Below are 26,243 nucleotides of genomic sequence, written 5' to 3'. Positions count from 1 at the left end.
CCGCCCACATGCTGCTGACCATTCCGCACGACCATCCTTCCCTGCCGGGGCATTTCCCCGGGCGCCCGGTGGTGCCCGGCGTCGTGGTGCTGGAGCGGGTATTGGCAGCAATCGAGGCGGAACACGGCCCGCTGCCGGCGCTGCGCCTGCCGCAGGTGAAGTTCCAGCGCCCGCTGCTGCCTGGCGAACAGGCGCGCATCCATCTTGAACAATCCGCCCCGGGGCGCTGGCGTTTCCAGGTGCTGTGCGGCGATGCGGTGGTGGCCAGCGGAGCCGTGGCCAGCGATGCCGTGACCAGCGGTGACGTGGTGGCGGACGCCGGATGAGCGCGGAATGGAAGCGTCGCCGCGAGGGCGGTGGCCGGCTGGCCGTGCGCCTGATCCTGGCCGTGGCCAAGGGGGGCGGTCGCGGGTTCACCCGCCTGTTCCTGGTGCCGATCACACTGTATTTCATGCTGCGGCGCCCGGCGGAGCGGCGTGACTCGCGTGCCTATCTCAGCCGGGTGTTCGGCCGCCCGGCGCGCCTGCATGAAGTGGCGCGCCACATCCACACCTTCGCCTCCACCATCCTTGATCGCAGCTTCCTGCTGAGCGAGGACTTCCGGCGCTTCCAAGTCAACGTGCACGGCATTGAAAAGCTCCAGCAGCGGGTCGAACACGGGCGCGGGGTGCTGCTGTTCGGCTCGCACCTGGGCAGCTTCGAGTCGTTGCGGGTGCTGGCCCGCCAGCGGCCTGATTACACAATCCGGGTGGTGCTGGACAAGGCCCACAGCGCCGCCGTGACCCAGCTGTTGGATGAGCTCAATCCCGAGGTGGCCGCCACGGTCATCGACGCCGGGCAGCCAGGACCGACGATCATGCTGCAGATCCAGCAGGCGCTGCAGGAAGGCGCCATCGTGGCCCTGCTGGTGGATCGCGCTCAGCCGGGGGGCGCGGTGGAGCAGGTGCCTTTCCTGGGTGATCCGGCGGGGTTCCCGCTGGCGCCATGGCAGATCGCCGCCGTGCTCAAGGTGCCGGTGGTGCTGGCGTTCGGCCTGTATCGCGGTGGCAACCGATACGATCTGGTGTTCGAGTCGTTCAGCGAAGGCATCGACCTGCCACGGCGCGAACGGGCAGCCGCGATTCCGGCGCTCATCCGGCGTTACGCCGAGCGGCTGGAACATCATGTGCGCGATGCGCCCTGGAACTGGTTCAATTTCTACGACTTCTGGAAGGATGACGATGCTGGCAGCGACCCGGAAAGCACCCAGGCCGGCGATCCTCGCCGCCGCAACGCTGGCGTGCCTGTTGGCACCGGCGTGGGCAATGGCCCAGGCGGTCAAGGCTGATCCGATCGACAGTGGCCAGATCCTGCGACAGATGGCGCAGCCGACGGCGGCGGTGAGCACCCCGTTCGTGGAACTGCGCGAGTCGGAACTGCTGGATGCGCCGCTGAAGATCAGCGGTGAATACCGCCGCCTGGAAGGCAACACCCTGGTGCGCGAGGTCCGCTCGCCCTACGCCGAAACCACCACGTTGAAGGACGGGCGGGCGACGGTGGAGCGCGCCGGACGCGCACCGCGCAGCTTCTCGCTTGCGCGCGCGCCGGAGCTGGCCGGACTGCAGGACACCTTCGGTGCGCTGCTGGCCGGTGACCGCGAGGTGCTGGAAGAAAACTTCGCGGTCGGCGCCTGGGGGGCGGTCGATGGCTGGACCATGACCATGGCCCCGCGCGACCGCGCCCTGGCCCGGCGCGTGCAGGGCATCACCCTGTTCGGCGCGAATGATGAGCTGCGCTGCATTGAAACCCTGGGCACCGATGACAGCCTGCAGCGGACCCTGCTCGGCAGCGCCGCGGTGGCAGCGGCCGAGGTGGATACTGCGGAAGGCTTCGAGCGCCTGTGCCGCTCCGGCGCCGGCGACTGATGTCCCCGCGGCTGCGGCTTGTCCTCGCCCTGTGCTGGCTGGGGCTGCTGGTGTTGTCCGCGCTGCTGGTGTCCCGGCACCTGCATCTGAGCGGTGACCTGCGCGCCTTCATGCCGGCGCCCGACACGCCCGAACAGAAGCTGCTGATTGACGAGCTGGGAGACGGGCCGGGTGCGCGGCTGCTGCTGCTGGCAATCGGTGGCGCTGATCCGGAAACCCTGGCGGCGCAGTCGCGCGCGCTGCAGGTTGCGCTGGATGGCGATGCCCGCATCGAGCTGGTGGCCAACGGCAGCGAAGCCGAGGCGGGGCTGGATGCGATCCCCGAGCGCCTGCGTCCCTACCGCTACCTGCTCAGTCCCGGTCTGGATGAGCGCCCGCTGGATGAAACGGTGCTGCGCGAGGCGCTCGAGGACCGGCTGCAGGACCTGGGCTCGCCGGTGGGTGCGCTGGTGGAGCCGCTGCTGCCATTTGATCCAACGCTGGAAATCGCCACCCTGGCCGAGGCCTGGGAGCCGGCGGGGGCGCCGCAGCGGATCGACGGGGTGTGGTTCACCCGCGTGGGCGACGAGGCCCTGCTGCTGGTGCGCACGCGCGATGCCGGCTTCGATCCGTCCGCGCAGGGCGGCGTGGTCCAGGCCATCAATGACGCGTTCGCCGAGGTGAGCGCTGACACGGCCACCTCGCTGGTGATGACCGGGCCGGGCGTGTTCTCGGTGGAGATCGGTGCCCGCACCGCGCGCGAGGCGGCGCGGATCGGGATCATCGGCAGCATCGGGCTGGTGCTGCTGTACGGGTTTGCCTACCGCAGCGGCCGGTTGCTGCTGCTGGGCGTGCTGCCGCTGGCCAGCGCCGCGCTGGCCGGGATTGCCGCCGTGGCCGCCATGTACGGCGGCATGCATGGCATCACCCTCGCGTTTGGCTTCACCTTGATCGGGGTGGCCCAGGATTATCCCGTGCACCTGTTCAGCCACCTGCGGCCGGACGAGCCGCCGCGGGCCACCGTGCGCGCGCTGTGGAGCACCCTGCTGACCGGCGTGGTTTCCACCTGCATCGCCTATCTCACCTTCTTCTTCTCCGGCGTCGACGGGCTGCAGCAACTGGCGGTATTCACCATCGTCGGCCTGTTCACCGCCGCCCTGACCACGCGCTTCCTGCTGCCACCGCTGCTCGATCCGCGCCGGGGGGACGCCGCTGACAGCCGCTGGGCGCGATCGCTTGCGCGCGCCATCGATGCCATCCCGCGGCCGCAACCGCGGGTCGGTGCCGGGCTGATGGCGGCGCTGGCCGTGGCAGCCATCGCGGTGACCGTGCTGGCCCCGGGTCCATTCTGGGAAAACGACCTGTCCCGCCTGACCCCCGTGCCCGAAGCGGGCCTGGCCGAAGACGGCCGCCTGCGCGGCGAGCTGGGCGCGCCGGACGTGCGCTACCTGCTGGCGGTCGACGGCGCGGACCCGGAACACGCGCTGCAGGCCTCCGAGCGCCTGTTGCCGGCCCTGGAGCAGCTGGTGGACGAAGGCGCCATCAGCGGTTACGAAATCGCCGCCCGCTACCTGCCCAGTGCCGCCACCCAGCAGGCGCGCCAGGCCCGGCTGCCGGCAAGCGCTACGCTGCGCACCGACCTGGAAGCCGCCACGACGGGCAGTCCCTTCCGTGTGGGCGTGTTCGCCCCCTTCCTGGCCGACGTTGAAACTGCGCGCACCGCAGCGCCGCTCCGCCCCGGCGATCTGGCAGGCACGCCGCTGGAGGCGGTGGTGTCCAGCCTGCTGGTGCAGACGGAAGACGGCCGCACGACCGCGCTGGCCACCCTGGGCGGGCTGGAGGATCCAGTTGCCGTGGCCGCCCGGCTGGAGGCCGCGGGCGCACGCCTGCTGGACCTCAAGCAGACTTCGGAATCCCTGGTCCAGGCCTGGCGCGGTCGCGTGCTGGCAGCGCTGGGCATTGCGGGGCTGCTGCTAGTGGCTACGGTATGGATCGCCCTGCGCGCGCCGCGACGCGTTGCCCGGGTGCTGGTGCCGATGGCATTCACCCTGGTGCTGACCCTGGCGATGCTGCGCGGCTTCGGCGTCGAGCTGACCCTGTTCCACCTGGTGTCACTGGTGCTGGGTGCAGGGCTGGGGCTGGACTACGCGCTGTTCTTCGAGCGCTCCGGCAGCGACCGCCGCGAACAGCTGCGGACCCTGCACGCGATCGTGGTGTGCGGATCGATGACCGCGCTGGTGTTCGGCTTGCTGGCGTTCTCTTCCATCCCGGTGCTGCGGGCGATCGGGGTGACGGTGGCGATCGGGGTGGTCGGCAACTTCATCCTGGCACTGCTGATCGCCAGGCGACCTGCAGGGACGGCAGAAGAGGTCGGCGGCGGGGTGGAGCTGATGGAGCGGGGCGCATGATCGGACGCGAAGAAATCCTGGCGATGATTCCCCACCAGGGCGCGATGTGCCTGTGGGACCGGGTGCTGGAGTGGGACGCGGAATCCATCCGCCTCGAGGCCGGCAATCATCGCGGTGCGGACCACCCGCTGCGGGCCGACGGTCGCCTGCGTGCCGTGCACCTGTGCGAATACGGCGCCCAGGCCATGGCCGTGCACGGCGGTCTGCTGGCACGTGAATCCGGCGGCGTTGCCCCGCCGGGCATGCTGGTGGCCCTGCGCGGGGTGGAGCTGCATGTTGCCCGCATTGATGGCCTGGCCGGTGAGCTCGAATGCCATGCCCAGGTACTGGCCCAATCCCCAACGACCCAGCAATACGCCTTCCACATCACCCACGGCGGAACCCTGCTCGCCGAAGGCCGCGCCGCCGTCATGCTGGCTCCGGACGCGCCGCCGGCATAAACCAACGAACCACAACGATCGTCACGCGGCTTCGCGCGCATGGCGCGCTCCTACGGGATAATTGACAGTTATGACTGCACACACAACACAACGGCGCGCGCTGGTGACCGGCGGCAGCGGCGATATCGGCGGCGCGATCTGCCGTCAGCTCGCCGCTGATGGCCTGCACGTGATCGTGCACGCCAATGCCAACCTGGCCCGGGCCAAGGCGGTGGTTGACGAGATCACGGCGGCCGGCGGCAGCGCCGAGGCCGTCGCCTTCGACCTGACCGACGGCGAAGCCGCCACCGCCTGCATCGAAGGCCTGCTTGAGGCCGGCCCCATCCAGGTGCTGGTCAACAACGCCGGCATCCACGATGACGCCCCCCTGGCCGGGATGAGCGACAGCCAGTGGCGGCGGGTGATCGACGTGTCCGTGCACGGCTTCTTCCATGCCACCCGACCGCTGCTGCTGCCGATGGCACGCAAGCGCTGGGGCCGGATCGTCAGCGTGTCCAGCGTTGCCGCGGTGACCGGAAACCGCGGCCAGGTGAACTACGCTGCGGCCAAGGCCGCCCTGCACGGGGCCACGAAGTCGCTGGCCCGGGAAATGGCCTCGCGCGGGATCACCGCCAACGTGGTGGCGCCGGGAGTCATCGAGGGCAGCATGGCGAAAGACGCGTTCCCTCCGGAGGTGGTGAAGCAGATCGTCCCTGCCGCCCGCGTGGGCCGGCCGGAAGAGGTCGCCGCGCTGGTGGCCTTCCTGTGCTCGGATGCCGCCGGCTACGTGAACGGACAGGTCATCGGCGTCAACGGCGGGATGGGATGAGCGCCCGCATGCACACGCGCTTCAGGCCCCGGCGCGGATAATCGACCCGCAGATCCGGCCGCCGAAGGGGGCGTCCGGCCGTTTGAAGAGGATTTCGCCATGCGCACCTTGCGTCCGTTGCTCTTGATCCTGCTGGCGCTTGCGCTGGTCGGCTGCGCCACTTCGCACATGCTTACCGGCACGCCCCGCGCGCCGATTGATCCCGCCCAGGTGCGTATCTATCACGGCCCGCCGCCGGTCGGTTACGAGGAAATCGCCGTCCTGCAGACCCGCAGCGGCGGGCTGACCTACGGCGAGCAGAACAAGATCGATTCGGTGCTGCGCAAGCTGCGCGAAGAGGCCGCCAGCCTCGGCGCCAACGGCGTCCTGCTCCAGGGCACCGCCGACGACTATGGCAACAGCGGCGTCAGCGTCGGTGCCGGCGGCGGTCGCATCGGCGGGCGCGGTTACGGCGGCCTGGGCGTAGGCGTCAACATCAGCCCCTCCCAGGTCCACGCCACCGGCATCGCCATTCACGTGCCCAACCCGCCGCCCGGGAACTGACCACCCCCGCCAGCCCGTGCATCGCTGTAGGAGCGCGCCATGCGCGCGAAACCGCGTGACGGATCGCCACGCGGTTTTCCTTCGGCTACAAACGTGGTTACCGACGCCCCGCCGCGACCCCGGAATTCACGCGGCTTCGCGCGCGTGGCGCGCTCCTACAGGGGGCTGGGGTCGGGATCCGACATCCAGACAGCGTTCCAGAACGGGTAGTCGCCGATGCGCTGGACGAGACCTGCGCGCAGCGGATTCGCGACGATGTAGCGTGCGACCGACCGCAGGTCCTCGCCGGAGCGGATGGCGTGATCGTGATACGCGCGGGTCCACAGCGGACCGGTCCGCCCCAAAGCCCGGTTGACCCGGCGCGCGCTGCCGGATTTGAGCCCGCCGACGGCAACGTGGAGCGGCTGGTCTCCATCCAGTTGCAGCAGGCAATGCACGTGGTCCGGCATGACTACCCATGCCAGCACGCTGCCGTCGGAGATCGCAATCGAATCGTGCAGGCAGGCGGAGACAACGCGGGCGGCCTGGAAGTCTTCGAACAGCGGCTCGCGCCCGTGGGTGGTGAAGGTCAGGTGCCAGGCCTGCCCGGAGTGGCCCCCGGTGCGGCCCGACCGCAACGCAGCGTGACCGGGACGGGGTTCGGTTCGAAGCGTGGATGTATTCATGGCTCCATCCTTGCCGCCCCGTCTTGTCCCCGCTATCGGCAAACCGGCTGCAAGCCAGTAGGTAAACGCTGCGTCCCCCGGTAGGAGCGCGCCACGCGCGCGAAGCCGCGTGAATCACGGTTCGCGGATCATTTTTGGGTGGTGCGCGCTAACCGGAGCCCCACCGCGTGGATCTACGTCACGCAGAGGTTCCTCCGGCCACAACATTGCCACCGACATCCCGGCGCGCCCCGGAATTCACGCGGTTTCGCGCGCGTGGCGCGCTCCTACGGGGGCGGGTGGCGGTCATACGTGTGCGGGCGCCCGCAGGGGCATTCGATATCAGCGGCGGGGTATTACGTCTGCGGGGTCGAGGCGCGGACGGGGAGGGGTTTGGCGGGGGGGCGGGCCATGAACAGGCCCAGCAGCGGGCCGGTCATGACGGTGGTCAGGATGGCCATCACCAGCAGCAGGGTGAAGGCCTCCTGGCCGATCACACCGGCGTCCAGTCCGATCTTGATGACGATCAGCTCCATCAGCGCACGCGCGTTCATCAGCGAGCCGACCGCCATGCTGTCGCGCCAGCCCAGGCCGGCCAGGCGCGCGCCAGCGGCGCCGCCGGCGATCTTGCCGACCACCGCCGCGGCCATGATCAGCCCCAGCGCGCCCAGCCCCGCGCCCACGAAGGCGTCGCCGGTGGTGTTGAGGCCGGCCAGGGCGAAGAAGATCGGCATCAGCACGATGATCGCCACGTGCTCGATGCGCTCCATCAGGGTGCGCAGCAGGCGGTCATCGCGCGGCAGGCAGGCGCCAAACAGGAACGCGCCGAACACCGCGTGCAGCTGCAGCCAGTCGGTCACCGCCGCGCAGGCGAACAGGCCGACGAACAGTGCCGCCAGCACCATCCCACCCGGCACACCGTCGGCGGCATGGCGCGCCAGCAGCCACGCGTACAGCGGGCGCAGCACGCCGAAGACCACCGCGCACAGCACCGCCAGCCCGATGATGATCCTGAAGAAGCCGGCGTAACCCGCGCCCGCGCCGATCAGCGCCACCACCAGGGCCAGCAGGATCCACGCCAGCACATCGGCGATCGCCGCGGCGCTCAGCGACAGCTGGCCCAGTCGGGTGTGGGTGATGTTCCGCTCCTTGAGGATCCGCGCCAGGATCGGAAACGCGGTGATCGCCATTGCCGAGGCCATGAACAGCGCGAACGGCCAGAACCCCACCCCCTCCGGCGCCAGCGTCGGATGCAGCGCCGGCGAGATCGCAATCCCCAGCGCCATCGGCACCAGCACGCTCAGCACCCCCACCCAGCCCGCGGCCCTGAACTGCGCGCGCATCCCTTCCGGCGGCGTACGCAGCTCGACGCCCACGATGAACATGAAAAGCACCAGCCCCAGCGTGGCCAGCGACGACAGCGCTGACAGCGATTCCGGCGCGAACAGCTGGCCATGGAACTGCGGAAACAGCGCTCCGAATACGATCGGCCCGAGGATGATGCCCGCCGCCATCTCGCCGATCACCGGCGGCTGGCCCACGAAGCGCAGCAGCAGCCCGCACACGCGTGCGGTGGCGATGATCACGACCAGTTGCAGCAGCAGCGGGTTTTCCATCAGGAAGGGTGGCCGATAGGAAGGAGAGGAGCGCGCCGCTCAGGCGCTGGCGGCGTACCAGTGTGGTTCCAGGGAAACAGGCGCTTCGCTATCGGTGTCGGCCAGTGCCTCCAGAGCGTGCGCGCCGATGTCCGCATGGTCGCCGCGCGCCCGCTGCAGGATCTCCCCGGCCAGCCAGCGCATCCGCTCCACGTTGGCATGCATGCGCGCGTCGAACGTGGCGTCGTCCAGCTTGTCGGACAGGGCGCGGTTGAGCTCATGGAACCAGCCGATGCGGGCCTGGTCGAGCAGTCGGGCATGCTCCTCGTCCAGCCCCGTTGCGGCGTTACGCTCGCCCCACTCGCGCAGCAGCGGCTGCATTGCCTCGTTGAGCGCGCGCGCGGCTTGCAGCGGCTTGCGCAGGCGGTGGAAGGTAGCGAGGTCGGTGATGCGGCCGGAGAAGAACAGCGGCGCCAGCAGCGCCCAGTAGTAGGTGTAGTCCCAGATCACCTTCACCGGCATCACCCGCGCATCGCCGAACAGCGCGTACTGGCCCTGGTAGATCGGCAGCATGCTGTCGTAGAACGAGCGGTACAGCTGCTGGTAGATCCCGGCCCACGGCGACACGGACCCGCCCGCGCGATCCCGCGCCACCAGGTCGCAGATATAGGTGTTGGCGAACGCGATGAAGTCGCTGCCGGGCGAATAGAACGGGTCCAGGAACAGCCCCGCATCGCCGGTGATCGCCCAGCGGTCGCTGGAAAACAGCTGCCGGCAGCCATGGGAAAAGTGGCGCAGGAACAGGAAATCCTTGACCGCGTGCGCGCCCGAATCGAGGCTGGCGGCCACCCGCGGCTGGTGTCGGCGCAGCCACTGCATGGCCTTGTCGTGGGTGTTCATGGTTTCCAGCGGATGCATCTTCGCGTCGCACACGATCCCCACCGAGTGCGCGCCGGACGCCAGCGGGATCAGCCAGAACCAGTAGCCCGGCCCGCACATGTGGTTGGTGGAGCGCCAGCGTTCGGGCGGGTCGCAGCGCTGCAGCCAGTCCGCATCTGCGGACCAGTCGGCGGGATCCACGATCCCCTCCACCCGCCACCACACCGCGTTGGCGTCATGGTCGTTGGTCTCGGCCAGGCCAAGCTTGCGCTTGAGCAGCCCGGCCCGGCCGGAGGCGTCCACCAGCCAGCGCGCGGATAGCGTGTGTTCGCCGTCATCGGCGGAAAACCCGACCTCATGTGGCGCTTCGCCTTCGCCAATGGAAATCGAGCGCACCACCGTGCCGTCGTGGAAATCGATGCCCAGCCCGCGCACGCGTTCGCCGAGGAAATTCTCGAAGCGGCCGCGGTCGATCTGCCATGACGGCGTCGGCAGCAGGCTGCTGACGCCCAGCTCGGTGCAGGCATCCACGTCGCTGCGGCCATCGGAAAAGAAGAAGCGGAAGCCGAATTTGCGGATCTGCTGCTCGTCCAGGTGCCCGCGCAGGCCCAACACGCTGGAAAAATAGCGCGCGCCGATCTCCACCGTCGACTCGCCCACCTTGTGCGCCGCCTCGGCCACCGGATGCGTGCGGCGCTCGAGGATGCTGATCCGCAGTGCCGGGTCCTGCTGGCGCAGCTGCAGGGCCAGGGTCAGCCCTGCCAGGCCTCCGCCCAGAATCAGAATATCTGTGTCCGGAGAAGCCTGGTCCATGGTGTCAGCCTGTTGGCGTTGAGGGGCGCGGTGCGGGGGTCGGGCTGAACTCGCCCGCAGGCTCGTCGATCACCGGTCGCGTCCTGCGCGTGCGCCGGTACTCGCCGAACATATTGCCGTGGCCGAAAACCTGCAACACAACGTGCGAAGTGATCAGCCGCAGATCGTGCCAAAGCCTGAAGTGACTCTGGCGGAACTGGTGTTCGGCATCCGCATAGCGGGTGTCCACCGGCAGCGCCACCACGCCCAGCCCCAGCTGGCGGGCGGAGGAGATCAGCATCTGCGCCTCGAACACGAACCCTTCGCCGGGCACGTCCTGCATCGCGCAGGCGGCGGCCGGGTACAGGCGCTGGCCGCTCTGCGTGTCGACCACGCGGAAGCCGCACGCCCAGCTGATGCCCCAGTCGCCGAAGTCGTTGCCGATCCGCCGGTACCAGGGCTGGCAGCCGCGCTTGCGCAGGCGCGCGGCGACGATCACGCAGCCGGGGTGGCGGTTGAATGCATCGATCATGCGCGGAAGGTCATCCGCCGAATGCTGGCCATCACCGTCCATCGTCGCCACCGCCGTCGCGCCCTGGCGCAGTGCTTCGGCAAACCCGTCGCGCAGGCTCGCGCCCTTGCCCATTCTCTGGGGGTGGCGCAGCACGGTGACGGGCAGGTCAGCGATCAGGTCCGAAGTGCCATCGTCGGAGCCGTCATCGACCACGATCACCCGCGGGCAGTGCGCCAGTGCATCCTCAACCACTGCGCGGATCTGCAGCGCCTCGTTGAGCGCCGGTATCACCACCGCGACGTCCGCGGCGCGCAGTCTGGCGTTGCCGCTATCCATGAGCCAGCTCCACCCGCAGCACGCTGCCCGGGCCGGCCTGCAGCAGCGCCAGGTCGCCCTTGGTGGCCAGGGCGTCGAACAGCGGCAGCATCGGGGCCATGGCGTTGCCTGCAGCCAGCGTGGCCAGCCGGCCTTCGGCAGCCTCGGGCGCGCCTTCGATAAAGCTCGCCCGCAGGCGGGTGCCGCCCGCGCCGCGCGAGAGCACCAGCGCCCCGCCCAGCAGTCCTTCGCTCGGCGCCATCGTTCCCAGCGGGCCGGTCGCGCCGATGTCATAGGCTGCCAGCAGCACCGCCTCGTCGCCGCCGGCCAGCTGCGCCAGCGCCTCCAGCAGTCCCTGGGCGAAGGTCGCCGGACCGGCGCTGATCGCGGTGGCGGCGGCCATGCAGCCAACGCCGATGGTCCAGTAGCCGGCGGCGGCGTTGTGCACCGAGTTGTGGAACCGGGTGGGCGAGATCGCGCGCGGATCGTCGGCCAGGGTGGCGGCCATGTAATCGGTGATGGCCAGGTCGCCGTGGGTGGAGGCGAACACCGATGCCAGCGCCTTCGGGTCGCGCCCGGCGTCTTGGCAGGCGGCCAGCGCCACCTCCAGCGCCACCGCCACGGTGGCCGGCGCGCGCCGGCGCTCGTTGGCGGCCAGCAGCCGTGGCGAGGGTTTGCGCGGGGCGTCCTCCACCGCGGGACCGCCGCCGGCAAAATCCCGTGCGGCCTGCCACGAAGGCAGCCCGCCGGCCCAGAAGCCGACGCCGTCGATCCTCGCCTCCAGCGCCGTCATTGCGCCACCGCCTTGCCAAACACCAGCGAGCAGTTGTTGCCGCCAAAGCCGAATGAGTTGTTCATCGCGTAGCTGATGTCGCCGCGCGCGTTGTCCAGCCGCAGCTGCGGCCCGCAGGCCGGGTCCAGCGCCAGGCTGTTGAGGGTGCCGGGCAGCAGCCCGTCCTCCAGCGCGATCAGCGCGAACACCGACTCCACGATGCCGGCCGCGCCCAGCGTGTGCCCGGTCCAGCCCTTGGTGGAACTGGCGTGCAGGTCCGGGCCGAACATTGCCGCCACCGCCTTCGCCTCGACCGTATCGTTGGCTGGCGTCGCGGTGCCATGCAGGTTGAGGTAGCCGACCTGGTCGGCTTCGATCCCGGCGCGCTTGAGCGCGTCGGCCATCGCCATCCGGGCTCCCAGACCCTCGGGGTGAGGCGCTGACATGTGGTGGGCGTCGCTGGATTCGCCGTAGCCGCGCAGCTGCAGCCCGGGCTCGCCCTCTTCGCAGCGCTCCAGCAGGGCATAGCCGCCAGCCTCGCCCAGCGACAGTCCGTCGCGCGCGGGGTCGAACGGCCGCGCCGGCTGCGTCGACACCAGTCCCAGCGAGTTGAAGCCGAACAACACGCTGCCGCACAGGGTGTCGATGCCGCCCACCAGTGCGGCGTCAGCCAACCCCGAGTGGATCAGCCGTGCAGCCTGGGCGAACACCTTGGCGCTCGATGAGCAGGCCGTGGCCACGGTCATGCACGGTCCGCGCAGGCCGGTCGCCTCCTGCACGAACCCGCCCAGCGAATGTGGCGTGTGTACATGCGCTCGCGCCAGGTCTGCGGGAAAGGCGCCGTCGTCGAGCCGGGCATAGGCCTCTTCGGTGGCGCCAATGCTCGAAGTTGAGGTGCCCAGCACCAGGGCCACGCGCGCCGCGCCATGGCGGTCGACGGCCGCGGCCACGGCCTCCAGCATCCCGTCCTGCTGCAGAGCCAGCCAGGCAAGACGGTTGTTGCGGCATTCCCACTGGGCAAACTGGACGGGCAGCGCCTCGTCTTCAAGCCCGTCGACGCGGCCGATCCAGGCGTCCAGCGGATCGGGTCCGAAATCGTTGCGGCGCAGGCCGCTGCGGCGCTCGTCCAGCGCCTGTGCCTGTGCGGCACGTCCGCGGCCAAGCGCGGTGGTTGCGGTATAGGCGCGGATCGCCAGCGCCGGAATCGGGCAGAGCATCGGGCGCGCAGGCCTCCTTGTTCACTGGCCGCGAGTATAGGCGGCAGTGGTCAGGCACTGGTGACGCCCCGTTCACAGCGTGCGGATGGTGTCCCCGCCCGCCTTGTCCAGACTGTCCTTCGCCGCGTCGCGCTGTTCGGCATTGAAGGCGTGGACCACCACTGCCGAGCGGCCTTCCGCCAGCGCATCGCGCACCTTCTGGATATACGGGTCGTGATCGGGTCGCAGCGACACCAGCCCGCCGGCCATCAGGCCGAACACGCCGCCGTAGCCGATGATCAGCGCCGCGGCGAAGCCGGGCGAGCTGGTCACCAGCTCCAGGCCGGTTGCGTACAGCAGCGCAAACACCAGTGCACCGAGCACCAGTCCGGCCACTCCCAGCTTGGCGTGTGCGGTGATGATGGTGCGCAGGATGCCGCGTCCTTCCGGCTCCATCTTGCGGCCCGGGTGAAGGTCGTGGCGGGTAATCACCTGCACCTGCGACGGGCGCAGGCGGAGCGCCTTGCGCAGCCTGCGTGCACAGCCGCGTGCGTTGCTCTCGCTGTCGAAGATGGCTGCAACCTTGCTGTCCGAGACTTCTCCCGTAAGGGGCGACAGAGCGTTCATGGGTGGGGGCCGCGTTGGGGTACGGTCCCTATCCTCGCGCCGTAGCCATCAAAGCACTGTGACAGTACCGCGCTGCGTACAGCCGGTTCTGAGGCGGACCGTCAGCGGATCCAGCCGCGCAGCTCGTCGCGGCTGAGCAGACCGTCGCCGTCCACGTCGACGCCGTTGAATTCCTGCCTCAGGGTGTCGTTTGCGCTCGCCTCGCGGCGGCTGATGAAGCCGTCCGCGTCGGCGTCGAGCGTTTCGAAATCAATGCTGTAGTCACTTGAGAGCAGCGTGGTGGGCTCGAACGAGCGGATGATCACCTGCTGGCCGCCCGCCTCGCCGAAGGTGACCATGCCGGTTTGGCGCTCGGCGCGGTCCGGCCGCGTGGTCGGTTCGTCGGGCACCGGCAGCGGAGCCGTCTGTACCTGCGCGAACGTGAGGGCAGGCGTCAGCAGGGCAAGGAGCAGGAAGGATTCGGATAGCTTCATGATCTGGTGTCCAGATATGGGGTTGAGCCGAGGTTACCGCCCCCAGACCCACACGAAATCCACGCACGCCTTTTGTAGGAGCGCGCCATGCGCGCGAAGCCGCGTGACCTCCGCTGTGGTCCTGCTGCATCGTCCACGAATTTGCTCCGGGATCCCCGCCGGCCTTTCAGACAGTGCGGCGGCAGAAAGGGTGCGGGATTGCGGGTGTCACGCGGCTTCGCGCGCATGGCGCGCTCCTACAAGGGGTCCTGGGCGAGGAATTCTTCGATGGCGGTGAAGGCGGAGGTGCTGCCAGGCGGGGCGTCGGTCATGCCGGTGGCGTAGTACACAACACCCGTACCGCCTTCCATGTCCACCCACAGTCCGGACAGCAGGCCGTAGGCGTTGCCGGCGTGGCCCACGCGGCGTACGCCGTCGCCGAACGGATCGTCGCGGCAGCCCTCATGCGGGGTGGCCAGGGCCTGGGTGGCCAGGCCGTAGCTGCAGTAGAAGCCTTCCTGCGCATGCCCGCCCGCGTCGGGCTCCACGGTGTCGCCGCCCGTGGAAGCCAGCGACCACTGCGGCCGCAGCATGGTCTGCACCGATTCTTCGCTGAGCAGGCGCACGCCGTCCACGCTGCCCTGTCCCAGCAGCAGCCGTCCGATCTTCGCCAGGTCCGTGGCCGAAATGCGCATGCCGCCCTGCGGCCCGAACAGCGCACCGTTGGCGCCGGGGCGCCACAGGTCCAGGTTGCAGCTGCCGTCGGCTGCGCGGGCCACCGGACAGGCGGGGCGCGTGCCCTGGTTGTTGTCGGCGCTGGGCGTGCGGTCGCTGCGGTACTGGACCACCGCGTTGGCCACGGTGGCGTCATCGCAGGCGGCCCAGCCATAGCAGCCGGCCAGGCCGAGCGGATCAAACACCAGCCGCTTCATCAGCAGGTCGAAGCGCTCTCCGGTGGCGTTCTCCATGAGCGTCGCCACCAGCGGGAAGTTGAGGTTGGTGTACTGGAACCAGGTGCCGGGGGCGTGCTCTTCGTTCCAGGCGCGCGGGTCATCCAGCAGGTCCTTAAGCTGGCCGTCCAGCGGAGTCTGCCAGTAGCCCGCGTCGTCGGTCAGGCCGCTGGTGTGCGACAGCAGCTGGCGCAGGCTGATCGGCGCATCGGGAAACCGGGGATGGCGCAGCTCCCAGCCGAGCCCTTCCGACACGTCGGCATCCAGGTCCAGCAAGCCGTCTTCCACCAGCTGCATTACCCCGATCGCGACCACCAGCTTGGAGATCGACGCCATCCGCGTGGGCGAGTCGGCGGTGACCTCGCGGCCGCTGGCCAGGTCGGCCATGCCCCGGGCGTGGGATGCGGTAATGCCGTCCCGGTCGAAGGCGACCCGCACCGCGGCTACCGGTTCGGTGGCAGAGGCGGGCGCGTCGTCGACGGCAAAGGCGGTGCCGCAGGCGCACAGCAGCGCGGCCAGCAGGGCGCTTGCTGCCGTCAGCCTGCCAGCGGTCAGTCCCTGTGTAGTCAGCTTGTTCAACATTGGTGCATCCGGCGTTTTCGTTCAGGTAGCGGGAGCCTAGAACATTTTCAGCTTCGCCGTGGCCAGCCCCGGCAGTTGCTCCGGCTTGAAGAGCGCAGGCGGCGACGCCATCCCTTGCATACAACACTTTGCGGAGAATTCCATGCAGACCATCCTTGTCACCGGCGCCAATCGCGGCATCGGCCTCGCCCTGGTGCAGCGTTACCGCGAGCGCGGCGATCGCGTCATTGCCGTCTGCCGCACCGGCAGCGAAGCGCTCGAAGCCACCGGCGCCCGCATCGAGGCCGGTGTGGATGTATCCGATGACGTAGCGGTGGCCTCGCTGGCCCAGCGTCTGGAAGGCGAGCAGCTGGATGTGGTGGTGCTCAACGCCGGCATCCTCACCCGCCAGTCCTATGGCGAAATCGACGCGGCCGGCTTCCAGGCCATGCGCGATCAGTTCGAAATCAACGCGCTCGGGCCGCTGCGGGTGCTGCAGGCGCTGGATGCCAACCTGGCGCGGGGCAGCAAGGTCGGCATCATCACCAGCCGCATGGGCTCGATGGGCGACAACAGCTCCGGCGGCCGCTACGGCTATCGCGCGTCCAAGGCGGCGGTGAACGCCATCGGCCGGTCGCTGGCGGTGGACCTGAAGGAGCGCGGCATTGCCGTGCAGCTGCTGCATCCGGGCTTCGTCGCCACCGAGATGGTGGGCGGGCGCGGCGAGGTGGCTCCGGAGCACGCCGCCGCCCAGCTGGTCGAGCGGCTGGACGAGCTGGGCCTGGAAGCGTCCGGCACCTTCCGCCACGCCAACGGCAGCCAGCTCCCCTGGTGACCGCCCGGGTCGCGTGGTCGCGCCGGGTTTGAAGGATCCCAGCTCTCCGTAGGAGCGCGCCATGCGCGCGAAGCCGCGTGACACCTGGCACCGGGACGGGGCTTCGGTTACGACGTCGTCACCGAAGCCCCATCCAGTGTGCAGAATTCACGCGGCTTCGCGCGCATGGCGCGCTCCTACATTCGAGTTGGGCGTCCCGAATCCGGGCCGCGCGGCCCAGGTCGTTACGCGGTCATGCCGCTGTGGCGCAGCAGGGCTTCGATCTGCGGCTCGCGGCCGCGGAATGCTGTGAAGTTCTCCAGCGCCGGGCGGCTGCCGCCCCGGGCCAGGATCTCGCGGCGGAAGCGCGCGCCGGTCTCGGCCAGCGCCTCCGGCGCCTCCTCGAACGCCGCATAGGCATCCGCGCTCAGCACCTCGGCCCACTTGTAGCTGTAATACCCGGCCGCGTAACCGCCGGCAAAGATGTGGCCGAACTGGTGCGGGAAACGATGCCAGGCCGGCGGACGGATTACCGCCACCTCGTCGCGCACCTGCTCCAGCAGGACCATCACTTCCGCAGCGCGGGCTTCGGCGCCGCTGTGCAGCAGCATGTCGAACAGGGCGAACTCCAGCTGGCGCACGGTCTGCAGCCCGCTGTGGAAGTTCTTCGCCGCCAGCATCCGGTCGAACAGCTCGCGCGGCAGCGGTTCGCCGCTGTCCACGTGCGCGCTCATCGCCCGCACCCGCGGCCATTCCCAGCAGAAGTTCTCCATGAACTGGCTGGGCAGCTCCACCGCGTCCCATTCCACCCCGTTGATGCCCGCCACCGGCAGCTCGCCCACCTCGGTCAGCAGTTGGTGCAGGCCGTGGCCCATCTCGTGGAACAGGGTCACCACTTCATCGTGACTGAGCGTGGCCGGCTTGCCGTCCACCCCCTTGCCGAAGTTGCAGACCAGGTACACCACCGGGGTCTGGTCGCCATCGGCACGGCGGCGGCGGTTGCGGCAGTCGTTCATCCACGCCCCGCCGCGCTTGCCGGTGCGCGCATGGGGATCCAGGTAGAACTGGCCCACCAGGCCGCCGCTGCCGTCGAGCAGGCGGTACAAGCGCACGTCCTCGTGCCAGGTGGGCGCCTGGTCCTGCTCCACCCGCAGGCCGTACAGGTCGTGGATCAGGCCGAACAGCCCGTCCAGCACCTTGGGCTCGGTGAAGTACTGCTTCACCTCCAGCGCCGAATAGGCATAGCGCGCCTGGCGCAGCTTCTCGCTGGCCCAGGCCAGGTCCCACGGCTGCACGGTGTCCAGGCCCAGCTCGTCGCGGGCGAACTCATCAAGCTCGGCCCGATCGCGCCTGGCGTGGGGCAGGGCCTTGCCGGCCAGCTCGCGCAGGAAGGCAAGTACGTCATCCGGGGCGTCCGCCATCTTGGTGGCCAGCGACACCTCGGCGTAACTGGCAAAGCCGAGCAGCCTGGCCAACTCCGTGCGCAGCGCCAGGGTGCGCTCGATCAGGCCGGAGTTGTCCAGCTCCGCCGGACCCGCCTCGGAGGCCCGCACCCCGTAGGCCCGGTACAGCGTTTCGCGCAGCTGGCGGCTGTCGGCATAGGTCTGCACCGGCAGGTAGCAGGGCATGTGCAGGGTCAGCTTCCAGCCTTTGCGGCCGCCCTCGCGCGCTGCGGCGCGACAGGCATTGAGCACATCGGCCGGCACGCCGGCCAGCTCGGCTTCGTCCTGCACGTACAGGGCGAAATCGTCGGTGGCATCCAGCAGGTTTTCCGAGTACCGGGCCGACAGCGCGGCCAGCTCTTCCTGCAGCTGGGCAAAGCGCGCGCGCTGGCTTTCTTCCAGCTCGGCGCCGCCAAGGCGGAAGTCGCGCAGCGCGTTTTCCACCGCCGTCCTGCGCGCCTGGTCGAAGCCGGCGAATTCCGGCGCCTTGGCCAGCGCCCGGTACTGGGCGTACAGCGCCTGGTCCTGCGCCAGCGCGCTGAAAAAGCGGGTCACCCGCGGCAGGGCGGCGTTGTAGGCTTCGCGCAGCTCCGGCGTGTTCACCACCGCCTGCAGGTGACCCACCACGCCCCAGGCGCGGCCGAGCCGCTCGGTGGCGTCCTCCAGCGGCGTGATGAACCCCTCCCAGGTCACCGGCGCCACCGTGCGGGCATGCTCCACCGCCGCCTCGGCCTCGGCCAGCAGCGCGTCCATGGCGGGGGCCACGTGTGCCGGCGTGATCGCGTCGAAACGGGGCAGTCCGGAGAAATCGAGCAGGGGATTGGTCATGGGGGGGTACCGATGGGGAAACAGACCCGTCATTCTAACGGGCCGCCCCGCCCGCCCATCGCCGGGAGCCCGCCGGCCGGACAGCCGGCAGGACCGATCGCAGGACTGATCCCAGGACTGATCCCAGGACTGAATCGCAGGACCAACGGCAGGCCCGTTTTCAGATGTCCCATGCCATGATCGAGCCGAATCCACCCAGCCAGATGCCTGCCGGGCCGTCGCTGTCACCGTCGCCTGCGGGCGATGACCGGTCGGCCAGCCGTTCGCAAGAAGCCGAATCCATGTCCACCCAGGTGCCCCAGACCGTCCCCGCGCAGGGTGCCGAGAAAACCGGCCCGCATCAGCGCTACGGATTGTTCCATGCGCTGCCGCCGCTGGGGTGGGCGCTGCTGGTGCTGCTGGTCGGCCTGGCGGGGACCGGAGCCATCGCCCACCACGAATGGCGCGACGCGCAGGCGCGCGCGGAGGCCATGCACGCCTCGCTGGCCGATGCCGCGCGGGGCCGCGTGCGCGAGCCGCTGGAAGGCGCCGCCGTCGCCTTGCGTGCCATGCAGACCGTGTTCCTTTCGCAGGGCGAAATGAGCCAGACCGCCTTCGCCCATTACCAGCAGAACCTGCGCGCGGTCGGCAACGTGCCCGGATACATCGTCACCGCGTTCGCGCGGCGGATCGATCCGTCCGACGGCAGCGGGCAGCATTACCGCTACGAGCTGCTGTCGCCAATGCATGGCAACGAGGCGCTGCTGTGGTTCGACCTGGCCACCCAGCCGGACAACCTGGCCGCGCTCGAGCTGGCGCGCGACAGCGACCTGCTGTCGATGTCGGCGCCCTTGCAGCTGATCCAGATGGAAGGCGCCGGCCTGGCCGGGCGCGGTATCACCCTGCGCCTGCCGGTGTATTCGCGCGGTCCTTCGCCCATGACGATCGAGCAGCGGCGTGCGCGTGAGATCGGTGCGCTCGCGATCAGCCTCCAGCTCGATCCGCTGGTGCGGACCGGCCTGCAGGGGCGGATCCTCGAGTTCATGCACGTGGCCATCCACGATCCCGACGCTGCCGGGGATGGCCGGGTGTTCGAATCCGGGCCGGCGCCGCAACACGACGTGCCGGCGCTGGTGCGCCAGCTGGAGTTCGGCGGGCGCCGCTGGGAACTGCACCTGCGTCCGCAGGCGGCCCACGCCGAGTTCGAAAAAGCCGTTTCCATCCTCGCCATCGGTTCGCTGATCAGCCTGCTGCTGTCACTGCTGCTGTGGTCGATCGCCTCCACCCACCGCCACGCGCTGGCGCTCGGCCAGGGCATGAGCGCACGCTTCGCCGAGAGCGAGGCGCGGTTCCGGGCCCTCAACGAGCTGCTGCCGGCGCTGGTGCTGCTGGCTGACGGCGAGGGCAACATCACCTACGCCAACCAGTTCGCGCGCAAGCGCCTGGGCGAGGTGGTCGGGCGCCCGCTGGCCTGTGTATTCGCCGATGACGCGCTGGGCAACGAGCTGGCCGATGATCCGGATGGCCAGTCCAGCTGGGAAGACCGCGAAGCCGAGCTGGCCGCGCCGGCCGGGGGGTTCTGGGCCTCGGTATCGCTGGCCCCGGTGGTGGTTGATGGCCAGCGCCACCGGCTGCTGGCCGCCAGCGACATCAGCGAACAGCGCGAGCTGGCCGCACGGCTGGGCTATCAGGCCACCCACGACGCCCTGACCGAACTGTGGAACCGGCGCGAATTCGAGCGCCGCCTGGCCCGCGCGCTGGAGCGCCAGCGGGTGGATCCCGAGGGCGGCCGCTTCGCCCTGCTGTATTTCGACCTCGACCAGTTCAAGGTGATCAACGACCTGTCCGGCCACCGCGCCGGTGACCAGCTGCTGGTGGAACTGGTGATGACGCTCAGCCGCGAGCTGCGCGAGGGCGACCTGATTGCGCGCCTGGGCGGCGACGAATTCGGCCTGCTTGCCTACGGCGTGGGCGAGGCCGAAGCCCTGGTGCTGGCCGAACGCCTACGCCGCAGCATCGACAGCGTGCGCTTCATCTGGAAGGGCCGCACCCACTCGGTCAGTGCAAGCATCGGCGTGGTGGTACTCGACCATCCTGGCGCCACGCTGCAGGACGTCATGGCCTGGGCCGACAGCGCCTGCTACCTGGCCAAGGAGAACGGCCGCAACCGCGTGCACCTCTACCGCGAGGATGACGAAACCACCCGCCGCCACGGCGAGATGGAATGGGTGCACCGGCTGGCCAGCGCGCTGGAAGAGGACCGGCTGGTGCTCGACTACCAGGAGGTGGTGCCGCTCAGCCCGGATGCCGCGGAAGGCCCGTATATCGAGCTGCTGCTGCGCCTGCGGGAAAAGAACGGGCAGTTGGTGCCGCCGGGCACCTTCCTGCCCGCCGCCGAGCGCTATGGATTGATGCCGGCGGTGGACCGCTGGGTGATCCGCACGGCGCTGTCCAACTTCAGCCGCCTGCACCCGTCGGGTGCGGGCCTGGAAACCTGCGCCATCAACCTGTCCGGTGCCACGGTGGACGATGAGGATATCGCCGATTTCATCCTCGGCTGCCTGGCCGAATACGGGGTTCCGGCGGAAGCGGTGTGCCTGGAGATTACTGAAACAGTTGCCGTGCGCAGCCTGCTGAAAGTGGCCAAGGTGATCGAGCGCCTGCGTGCGGCCGGGTGCAGGATCGCGCTGGATGATTTCGGCGCCGGCATGTCGTCGTTCGGCTATCTGAAGAACCTGCCGGTGGACGTGATCAAGATCGATGGCAGCTTCATCCGCGAGATCGACAAGGACCTCATGAGCCGGACCATCGTCAGTGCGATCGTGCAGATCGGCCACCAGCGCGGGCTGAAGGTCGTGGCCGAATGGGTCGACGACGACGCCATCCGCGAAGTGCTGTGGATGCTGGGCGTGGACTACGGCCAGGGCTTCGTGCTGAGCATGCCCCAGCGGGTGGTGTTCCAACGCGACTGACAGGCGCTTGTCGGGGCTTCACCGGGTGTTAGCGGCCCGCCGCACACGATGTGGGCGTCCCCCGCACCCAGGAGCGCTGACATGAAGCATGCAACCATCCGTACGACCGTATTCGCCGCTGCCCTGGCATTTGCCGGCGCCGCCTGCGCGGGCGATCCCGGTCAGGACGGCATGAGCGAGCGCGAAGTGCGCGACGCGCTGGCCGCCGCCGGCTACACGGATATCGATGACGTCGAGCGCGACGATGGCGTGTGGGAGGCCGACGCCCGGGATGCGGACGGACGCCGGATCGACGTGCGGGTGGATCCGCGCACCGGCACCATCTATCCCGACGACGGCCAGACCTCGCTGACGGAAGATGAGGTGCGCGCGAGCCTCTCGGCCGCCGGCTACGAGCGCATCCGCGACGTGCGCTTCGATGACGGCATGTGGGAGGCGGATGCCCACCACGATGGCGTCGAATACGACCTGTACATGGATCCGGCCACTGCCGAGGTCGTGAGCCGGAAGCGGGATTGAACGTGGCATCCCGAATTCATCGGATTCCGCCGGATCTCCGCCGACCAGATGTGAATATCCCCTCGTAGGAGCGCGCCACGCGCGCGAAACCGCGTGACATTGATCCGCGCCGCGCACCCCCGGACACCACACCCTGTCCGACGCTCTGCCGCGAAACATGATTCACGCGGTTTCGCGCGCATGGCGCGCTCCTACATGGGGGCATGCCAGAATGTGGTGCATGGATCAGACCACGCCCCGTGCGTCCGGAAATGCCCCGGAAACAGCCCCCCAGCCACGTCAGCGCCGCATCCTCGTGCGCGACCGTCTGCAAGCCATCGTCTACGGCGCCCTGCTGGCGATGATCATTGGCTGGGTGCTCTACATCGGCCGGCCGGTGTTCGTGCCCATGGTCTTCGGCGTCCTCGTGGCCTACATCATCATCGGCCTCTCGCGCGGTCTGCGCCGCGTGCCCACCGTCGGCCGCTGGCTGCCGCCGTGGCTGTGCTACGTCGCCTCGATCGCCTCCATCCTGGCGGTGATCGGCGCCGGCGTGCTGCTGGTAGTCAACAACGTGGGCCGGGTGGTGCAGCTGGCGCCGGACTACGAGGAATCGCTGCTGCAGATGATCCAGCGCGGGGCCGAGCTGGTCGGCATCGAGAGCGCGCCCACCTGGAACGCCCTGCGCGTGCAGATCCTCGAGCAAATCAGCACCCAGGCGGTGATCGGCTCCACCGTGGTTTCGGTGACCGCGGTGATGGCCACCATGGCGGTGGTGCTGCTGTACGTGACTTTCCTGCTGGTGGAAAAGAGGGTGTTCCCGCAGAAGCTGCGCAACCTCTCGGATGATCCGCAGGATGTTTCACGCATCCGCCAGGTGCTCGATAGCATCAGCACCCGCACCGGGCAGTACCTTGCGCTCAAGACCCTGGTCAGCGTGATCCTGGGCGTGATCAGCTGGGCGATCATGGCCATCTTCGGGGTGGAATTCGCCGGCTTCTGGGCGGTGCTGATCACCGTGCTCAACTACGTGCCCTACATCGGCTCGTTCCTGGGCGTGCTGTTCCCGGTGGCCTGGGCGATCGTCCAGTTCGGCGATATCGGCACTGTCATCACCCTGCTGATCCTGCTCTCCAGCGCGCAGTTCGTGATCGGCAACTTCCTTGATCCGTGGCTGCTGGGCAACTCGCTCAACCTCAGCCCGTTCGTGATCCTGGCCAGCCTCACCATCTGGGGCGCCCTGTGGGGCATCCCCGGCGCGTTCCTCGCCGTGCCGATCACCTCGGTCCTGGCCATCGTCCTGTCCGAATTCAGCGGTACCCGCCCCATCGCCGTCCTCATGTCCCGCAGCGGCGATTTGTAGGAGCGCGCCACGCGCGCGAAGCCGCGTGACGTCTGGCGGCGCGGTGTGGCCCCGGTCACCGCGCCGTGTCCGACGGATTCCCGCACGCCATGATTCACGCGGCTTCGCGCCTATGAGGCGCTCCTACGGGGGGGTGGACGTATGGGTCGAATAGCGATTCGCCCGGTAGGAGCGCGCCATGCGCGCGAAACCGCGTGACATGTGGCGGCGCGGTGTGACCCCGGTCACCGAACCGTGTCCGACGGATTTCCGCACGCCATGATTCACGCGGCTTCGCGCCTATGAGGCGCTCCTACGTGGGGGGTTGGACGTATGGGTCGAAGAGCGATTCGCCCGGTAGGAGCGCGCCATGCGCGCGAAGCCGCGTGACGTCTGGCGGCGCGGTGTGGCCCCGGTTACCGCGCCGTGTCCGACGGATTCCCGCACGCCATGATTCACGCGGCTTCGCGCCTATGAGGCGCTCCTACCCCGGGAGGCGCTCTTACCCCGGGGCGCGTCGGTACGCCGTTCGGAACGTACCGGCTGCCGGTTTACTGCGGTGTGTGCGCCAGGCAGCGGCTGAAGAACGACTCGCTCAGCCGGTAGCGGTGCAGGGCATCCTTCCCGCGCAGGCCGTGCTTGGCGCCGGGATAGGTCATCAGCTCGAACGCGGTGCCGGCCTGCTGCAGCTGGCTCATCAGCTGGGTCGCGTTGGAGAACAGCACGTTGTCATCGGCCATGCCGTGGATCAGCAGCAGGCTGTCCGAGCGGATGTTGTCCGCATGGGTGAACACGCTGGCCTCGCGGTACCCATCGGGGTTGTCCTGCGGCAGGTGCATGTAACGCTCGGTGTAGTGGGTGTCGTACAGGGCCCAATCGGCGACCGGCGCGCCGGAAATCCCGCAGGCGTAGTGGTTGGGCGCCTTGGCCAGCAGCATCAGGGTCATGTAGCCGCCATTCGACCAGCCGTGCACGCCGATCCGGGCCGGATCCACCCACGGCTGCTGGCGCAGCCACTCCACGCCGTGTACCTGGTCTTCCACTTCCACCGTGCCCTGGTTGCGGTACAGCGAGCCCAAGAACTCCGCGCCGCGTCCGGGCGTGCCCCGGTTGTCGATCGAGAACACCACGTAGCCGCGCTGGGCCAGGTACTGGTTGAACAGCGCGTCGCCGCGCGAAGGCCACGCATTGGTCACCGTACGACCCACCGGGCCGCCGTACACGTGCACCACCACCGGGTACTTGCGCGAAGGATCAAAATCCGCCGGCTTGATCAGGCTGTAATGCAGGGTGCTGCGACCGTCGGCGGCGGTCATGGTGTCGAATTCCACCGGCAGGTGGGCGTCGATGAAGGCCGCGTACGGGTGCTCCGGATCGGTCGGATCGTTCTCCAGCAGGCGCGCGATCAGGCTGCCGTCATTGCGGCGCAGCTCAACCTGCGGCAGCGATTCAACGCTCGACCAGCTGTCCACGTACACGCTGGCATTGCGGGCGAAGCTGGCCGCATGGGTGCCGGGCTCCTGCGACAGACGCACGATCTCGCCGCCAGCCAGCGGCACCACGTTCACATGCATCTCCAGCGGTGCGTCCGGGTTGCCGGCGAAGTAGGCCAGTCCGGCCTCTTCGTCCACCGCCAGCAGCGAAGCCACCGGCCAGTCGCCTGAAGTCAGCGGCACCAGCCCGCTGCCGTCTCCGTTGGCGCCGTCCTCACCAACGATGTACAGATGCTGGAATCCGCTGCGCTCCGAGCTCCACAAAATGCGCCCGTCCTTGAGGAACCGCAGGCTGTCGTGCAGTGGTATCCAGGTGTCGGCGGTCTCGGTGATCAGAGTGCGCTGGGCGCCGGTGGCGAGCGTCACCTCGATCAGTTCCAGCGTCTGCTGGTCGCGGCTCTGGCGCTGGAAAGTCAGGCGCCCGGCGTCGCGCCAGTCCACGCGCGGCAGGTAGATGTCGGTCTCTTCGCCCAGGTCGATCCACTGCGGTTCGGCGCCCTGGCGCGGCGCGATCACGCCCAGCTGCGCCAGCACGTTGGGATCGCCGGCAAACGGATAGCGCTGCTCGATCACCTCGGTGCGGTCCGGGTACACCTCGTGGCGGCGATGGATAGAGACCGGGGACTCATCGATCCGCGCAAAGGCGACCGCCGAATCATCCGGCGCCCACCAGTAGCCGGTGTGCCGGCCCATTTCCTCATCGGCCACGAACTCCGGCACGCCGTTGCCGATCACGTCCGAACCGTCCTGGGTCAGCTGCACTTCGCGGCCGTCGGCCAGGTCGATCACCCACAGGTTGCGCTCGCGGATGAAGCTGACGAACCCGCCCTGCGGCGACAGCTTCGGATCGGTGGCGAACCCGCCGCCGTCAGTCAGCTGGCGCACCGCGGTGGAGCCTTCGCCCGCCAGGTCGTACAGGTACAGCTCCCCGCCCAGCGGGAACAGCAGTCGCGAGGCGTCCGGCGCCCACTGGTAATCCACGATCCCGCTCAGCCCGGCGATGCGCTGGCGCTCGCGCCGCGCCTTCTCCTCGTCGCTGAGTTCTTCTTCACCCGGCAGCACCACCGACGAGTCCACCAGCATCCGGGTCTGGCCGCTTTCAATGTGGTATTCCCACAGGTCCAGCCGGTTGCGATCCGTGTCGCGTCCGCGCAGGAACGTCACCCGCGAACCGTCCGGCGCCACCTGCGGTCGCATCAGCGTCGGGCCGGCCAGCGGCGCATCGCCGGTGATCGCTTCCAGGGTCAGGCGGCCGTCATCGGCCAGGGCGGAGTTGGGCATGGTGGCAGTGGCAATCATCAGCGTGGCAGCGGCGAGTAGTTGGCGCATGTAAACCTCGGGCGGTACGTTTTCATCGTGCGAGCAAGTCTACCCGCGCCCGCCCGCCGCCAGTCGCACCGCCCCCGTAGGAGCGGGGGGGGGGGGGGGGGGGGGGGGGGGGGGGGGGGGGGGGGGGGGGGGGGGGGGGGGGGGGGGGGGGGGGGGGGGGGGGGGGG

General features: G+C 69.3%; 23 protein-coding genes. 11 read left to right on the top strand and 12 right to left on the bottom strand.

Annotated features, from left to right (window positions below; translation table 11 throughout):
* The first annotated feature begins 8 nt into the window (after nucleotides 1-8).
* The 7 genes from ACW7G3_RS13780 (at nucleotide 9) to ACW7G3_RS13750 (ending at nucleotide 6,082) form a co-directional block, all read left to right on the top strand.
* Nucleotides 9-326: a hypothetical protein gene (locus tag ACW7G3_RS13780; protein WP_456983467.1), complete on the top strand. Its 318-nt coding sequence runs from the start codon at nucleotides 9-11 to the stop codon at nucleotides 324-326.
* A complete protein-coding gene (locus tag ACW7G3_RS13775; protein ID WP_456983465.1) occupies nucleotides 323-1,327 on the top strand; it encodes an LpxL/LpxP family acyltransferase in 1,005 nt (334 codons plus the stop codon). The genes ACW7G3_RS13780 and ACW7G3_RS13775 overlap by 4 nt, the downstream gene beginning before the upstream one ends.
* On the top strand, nucleotides 1,305-1,904 hold the full coding sequence (locus ACW7G3_RS13770) for a LolA-related protein (protein ID WP_456983463.1): 600 nt from the start codon (nucleotides 1,305-1,307) through the stop codon (nucleotides 1,902-1,904). The genes ACW7G3_RS13775 and ACW7G3_RS13770 overlap by 23 nt, the downstream gene beginning before the upstream one ends.
* Nucleotides 1,904-4,291, top strand: coding sequence for an MMPL family transporter (locus tag ACW7G3_RS13765; protein WP_456983461.1), 2,388 nt, complete (start codon nucleotides 1,904-1,906; stop codon nucleotides 4,289-4,291). The genes ACW7G3_RS13770 and ACW7G3_RS13765 overlap by 1 nt, the downstream gene beginning before the upstream one ends.
* A complete protein-coding gene (locus ACW7G3_RS13760; protein ID WP_456983459.1) occupies nucleotides 4,288-4,731 on the top strand; it encodes a phosphotransferase in 444 nt (147 codons plus the stop codon). Before ACW7G3_RS13765 ends, ACW7G3_RS13760 begins: the two co-directional genes overlap by 4 nt.
* Nucleotides 4,732-4,801: 70 nt before the next feature.
* On the top strand, nucleotides 4,802-5,539 hold the full coding sequence (fabG, locus tag ACW7G3_RS13755; RefSeq protein WP_456983457.1) for a 3-oxoacyl-ACP reductase FabG: 738 nt from the start codon (nucleotides 4,802-4,804) through the stop codon (nucleotides 5,537-5,539).
* A 99-nt stretch (nucleotides 5,540-5,638) separates the two neighbouring features.
* Nucleotides 5,639-6,082 (top strand): hypothetical protein, encoded by a 444-nt coding sequence (locus ACW7G3_RS13750; protein WP_456983455.1) that lies wholly within the window; start codon nucleotides 5,639-5,641, stop codon nucleotides 6,080-6,082.
* A gap of 155 nt (nucleotides 6,083-6,237) precedes the next feature.
* Here the strand turns inward: ACW7G3_RS13750 and ACW7G3_RS13745 are convergent, their stop codons facing one another.
* From ACW7G3_RS13745 to ACW7G3_RS13705, 9 genes are all read right to left on the bottom strand, one after another.
* Nucleotides 6,238-6,747: an REP-associated tyrosine transposase gene (locus tag ACW7G3_RS13745; RefSeq protein ID WP_456983453.1), complete on the bottom strand. Its 510-nt coding sequence runs from the start codon at nucleotides 6,745-6,747 to the stop codon at nucleotides 6,238-6,240.
* Nucleotides 6,748-7,082: 335 nt separating this feature from the next.
* Entirely contained in the window at nucleotides 7,083-8,342 is a 1,260-nt protein-coding gene (locus tag ACW7G3_RS13740; protein ID WP_456983451.1) for a cation:proton antiporter, read from the bottom strand.
* 39 nt (nucleotides 8,343-8,381) lie between these two features.
* The gene (locus ACW7G3_RS13735; RefSeq protein ID WP_456983449.1) at nucleotides 8,382-10,013 is read right to left on the bottom strand and encodes an NAD(P)/FAD-dependent oxidoreductase; all 1,632 of its coding nucleotides are present in this window, start codon (nucleotides 10,011-10,013) and stop codon (nucleotides 8,382-8,384) included.
* 4 nt (nucleotides 10,014-10,017) lie between these two features.
* On the bottom strand, nucleotides 10,018-10,842 hold the full coding sequence (locus tag ACW7G3_RS13730) for a glycosyltransferase family 2 protein (RefSeq protein WP_456983448.1): 825 nt from the start codon (nucleotides 10,840-10,842) through the stop codon (nucleotides 10,018-10,020).
* Nucleotides 10,835-11,614 (bottom strand): beta-ketoacyl synthase chain length factor, encoded by a 780-nt coding sequence (locus tag ACW7G3_RS13725; protein WP_456983446.1) that lies wholly within the window; start codon nucleotides 11,612-11,614, stop codon nucleotides 10,835-10,837. The genes ACW7G3_RS13730 and ACW7G3_RS13725 overlap by 8 nt, the downstream gene beginning before the upstream one ends.
* Nucleotides 11,611-12,810 carry a beta-ketoacyl-[acyl-carrier-protein] synthase family protein gene (locus tag ACW7G3_RS13720; RefSeq protein ID WP_456983445.1) on the bottom strand — a complete coding sequence of 400 codons (1,200 nt, stop codon included), beginning with the start codon at nucleotides 12,808-12,810 and terminating at the stop codon, nucleotides 11,611-11,613. The genes ACW7G3_RS13725 and ACW7G3_RS13720 overlap by 4 nt, the downstream gene beginning before the upstream one ends.
* Nucleotides 12,811-12,882: 72 nt before the next feature.
* Nucleotides 12,883-13,416: a hypothetical protein gene (locus tag ACW7G3_RS13715; protein ID WP_456983444.1), complete on the bottom strand. Its 534-nt coding sequence runs from the start codon at nucleotides 13,414-13,416 to the stop codon at nucleotides 12,883-12,885.
* A 101-nt stretch (nucleotides 13,417-13,517) separates the two neighbouring features.
* A complete protein-coding gene (locus ACW7G3_RS13710) occupies nucleotides 13,518-13,889 on the bottom strand; it encodes a hypothetical protein (protein ID WP_456983442.1) in 372 nt (123 codons plus the stop codon).
* Nucleotides 13,890-14,125: 236 nt separating this feature from the next.
* Nucleotides 14,126-15,400: a serine hydrolase domain-containing protein gene (locus tag ACW7G3_RS13705; protein ID WP_456983441.1), complete on the bottom strand. Its 1,275-nt coding sequence runs from the start codon at nucleotides 15,398-15,400 to the stop codon at nucleotides 14,126-14,128.
* Between the two features lie 142 nt (nucleotides 15,401-15,542).
* Between ACW7G3_RS13705 and ACW7G3_RS13700 the strand changes: the two genes are divergently transcribed.
* On the top strand, nucleotides 15,543-16,214 hold the full coding sequence (locus ACW7G3_RS13700) for an SDR family oxidoreductase (RefSeq protein WP_456983439.1): 672 nt from the start codon (nucleotides 15,543-15,545) through the stop codon (nucleotides 16,212-16,214).
* A gap of 224 nt (nucleotides 16,215-16,438) precedes the next feature.
* Here ACW7G3_RS13700 and ACW7G3_RS13695 read toward each other — a convergent pair whose 3' ends face one another.
* Together ACW7G3_RS13695 and ACW7G3_RS13690 are read right to left on the bottom strand one after the other, a co-directional pair.
* A complete protein-coding gene (locus ACW7G3_RS13695; protein ID WP_456983437.1) occupies nucleotides 16,439-18,463 on the bottom strand; it encodes a M3 family metallopeptidase in 2,025 nt (674 codons plus the stop codon).
* A 160-nt stretch (nucleotides 18,464-18,623) separates the two neighbouring features.
* A complete protein-coding gene (locus tag ACW7G3_RS13690; protein WP_456983435.1) occupies nucleotides 18,624-18,746 on the bottom strand; it encodes a hypothetical protein in 123 nt (40 codons plus the stop codon).
* On the opposite strand from ACW7G3_RS13690, the gene ACW7G3_RS13685 reads away from it, so the two are divergent.
* The 3 genes from ACW7G3_RS13685 (at nucleotide 18,745) to ACW7G3_RS13675 (ending at nucleotide 23,275) form a co-directional block, all read left to right on the top strand.
* Nucleotides 18,745-21,414 carry a bifunctional diguanylate cyclase/phosphodiesterase gene (locus tag ACW7G3_RS13685; RefSeq protein WP_456983434.1) on the top strand — a complete coding sequence of 890 codons (2,670 nt, stop codon included), beginning with the start codon at nucleotides 18,745-18,747 and terminating at the stop codon, nucleotides 21,412-21,414. The genes ACW7G3_RS13690 and ACW7G3_RS13685 overlap by 2 nt on opposite strands.
* Before the next feature lie 81 nt (nucleotides 21,415-21,495).
* Complete coding sequence (locus ACW7G3_RS13680) at nucleotides 21,496-21,933, top strand: PepSY domain-containing protein (protein ID WP_456983432.1); 438 nt, start codon at nucleotides 21,496-21,498, stop codon at nucleotides 21,931-21,933.
* Between the two features lie 220 nt (nucleotides 21,934-22,153).
* Nucleotides 22,154-23,275, top strand: a complete 1,122-nt coding sequence (locus tag ACW7G3_RS13675) for an AI-2E family transporter (RefSeq protein WP_456983430.1) — start codon at nucleotides 22,154-22,156, stop codon at nucleotides 23,273-23,275.
* 530 nt (nucleotides 23,276-23,805) lie between these two features.
* On the opposite strand, the gene ACW7G3_RS13670 is transcribed toward ACW7G3_RS13675, so the two are convergent.
* Entirely contained in the window at nucleotides 23,806-26,076 is a 2,271-nt protein-coding gene (locus ACW7G3_RS13670; RefSeq protein ID WP_456983429.1) for a DPP IV N-terminal domain-containing protein, read from the bottom strand.
* Nucleotides 26,077-26,243: the final 167 nt, after the last annotated feature.

The organism is Luteimonas sp. A478 (assembly GCF_054052025.1).
This window is presented reverse-complemented; position numbering and strand designations above follow the sequence as displayed.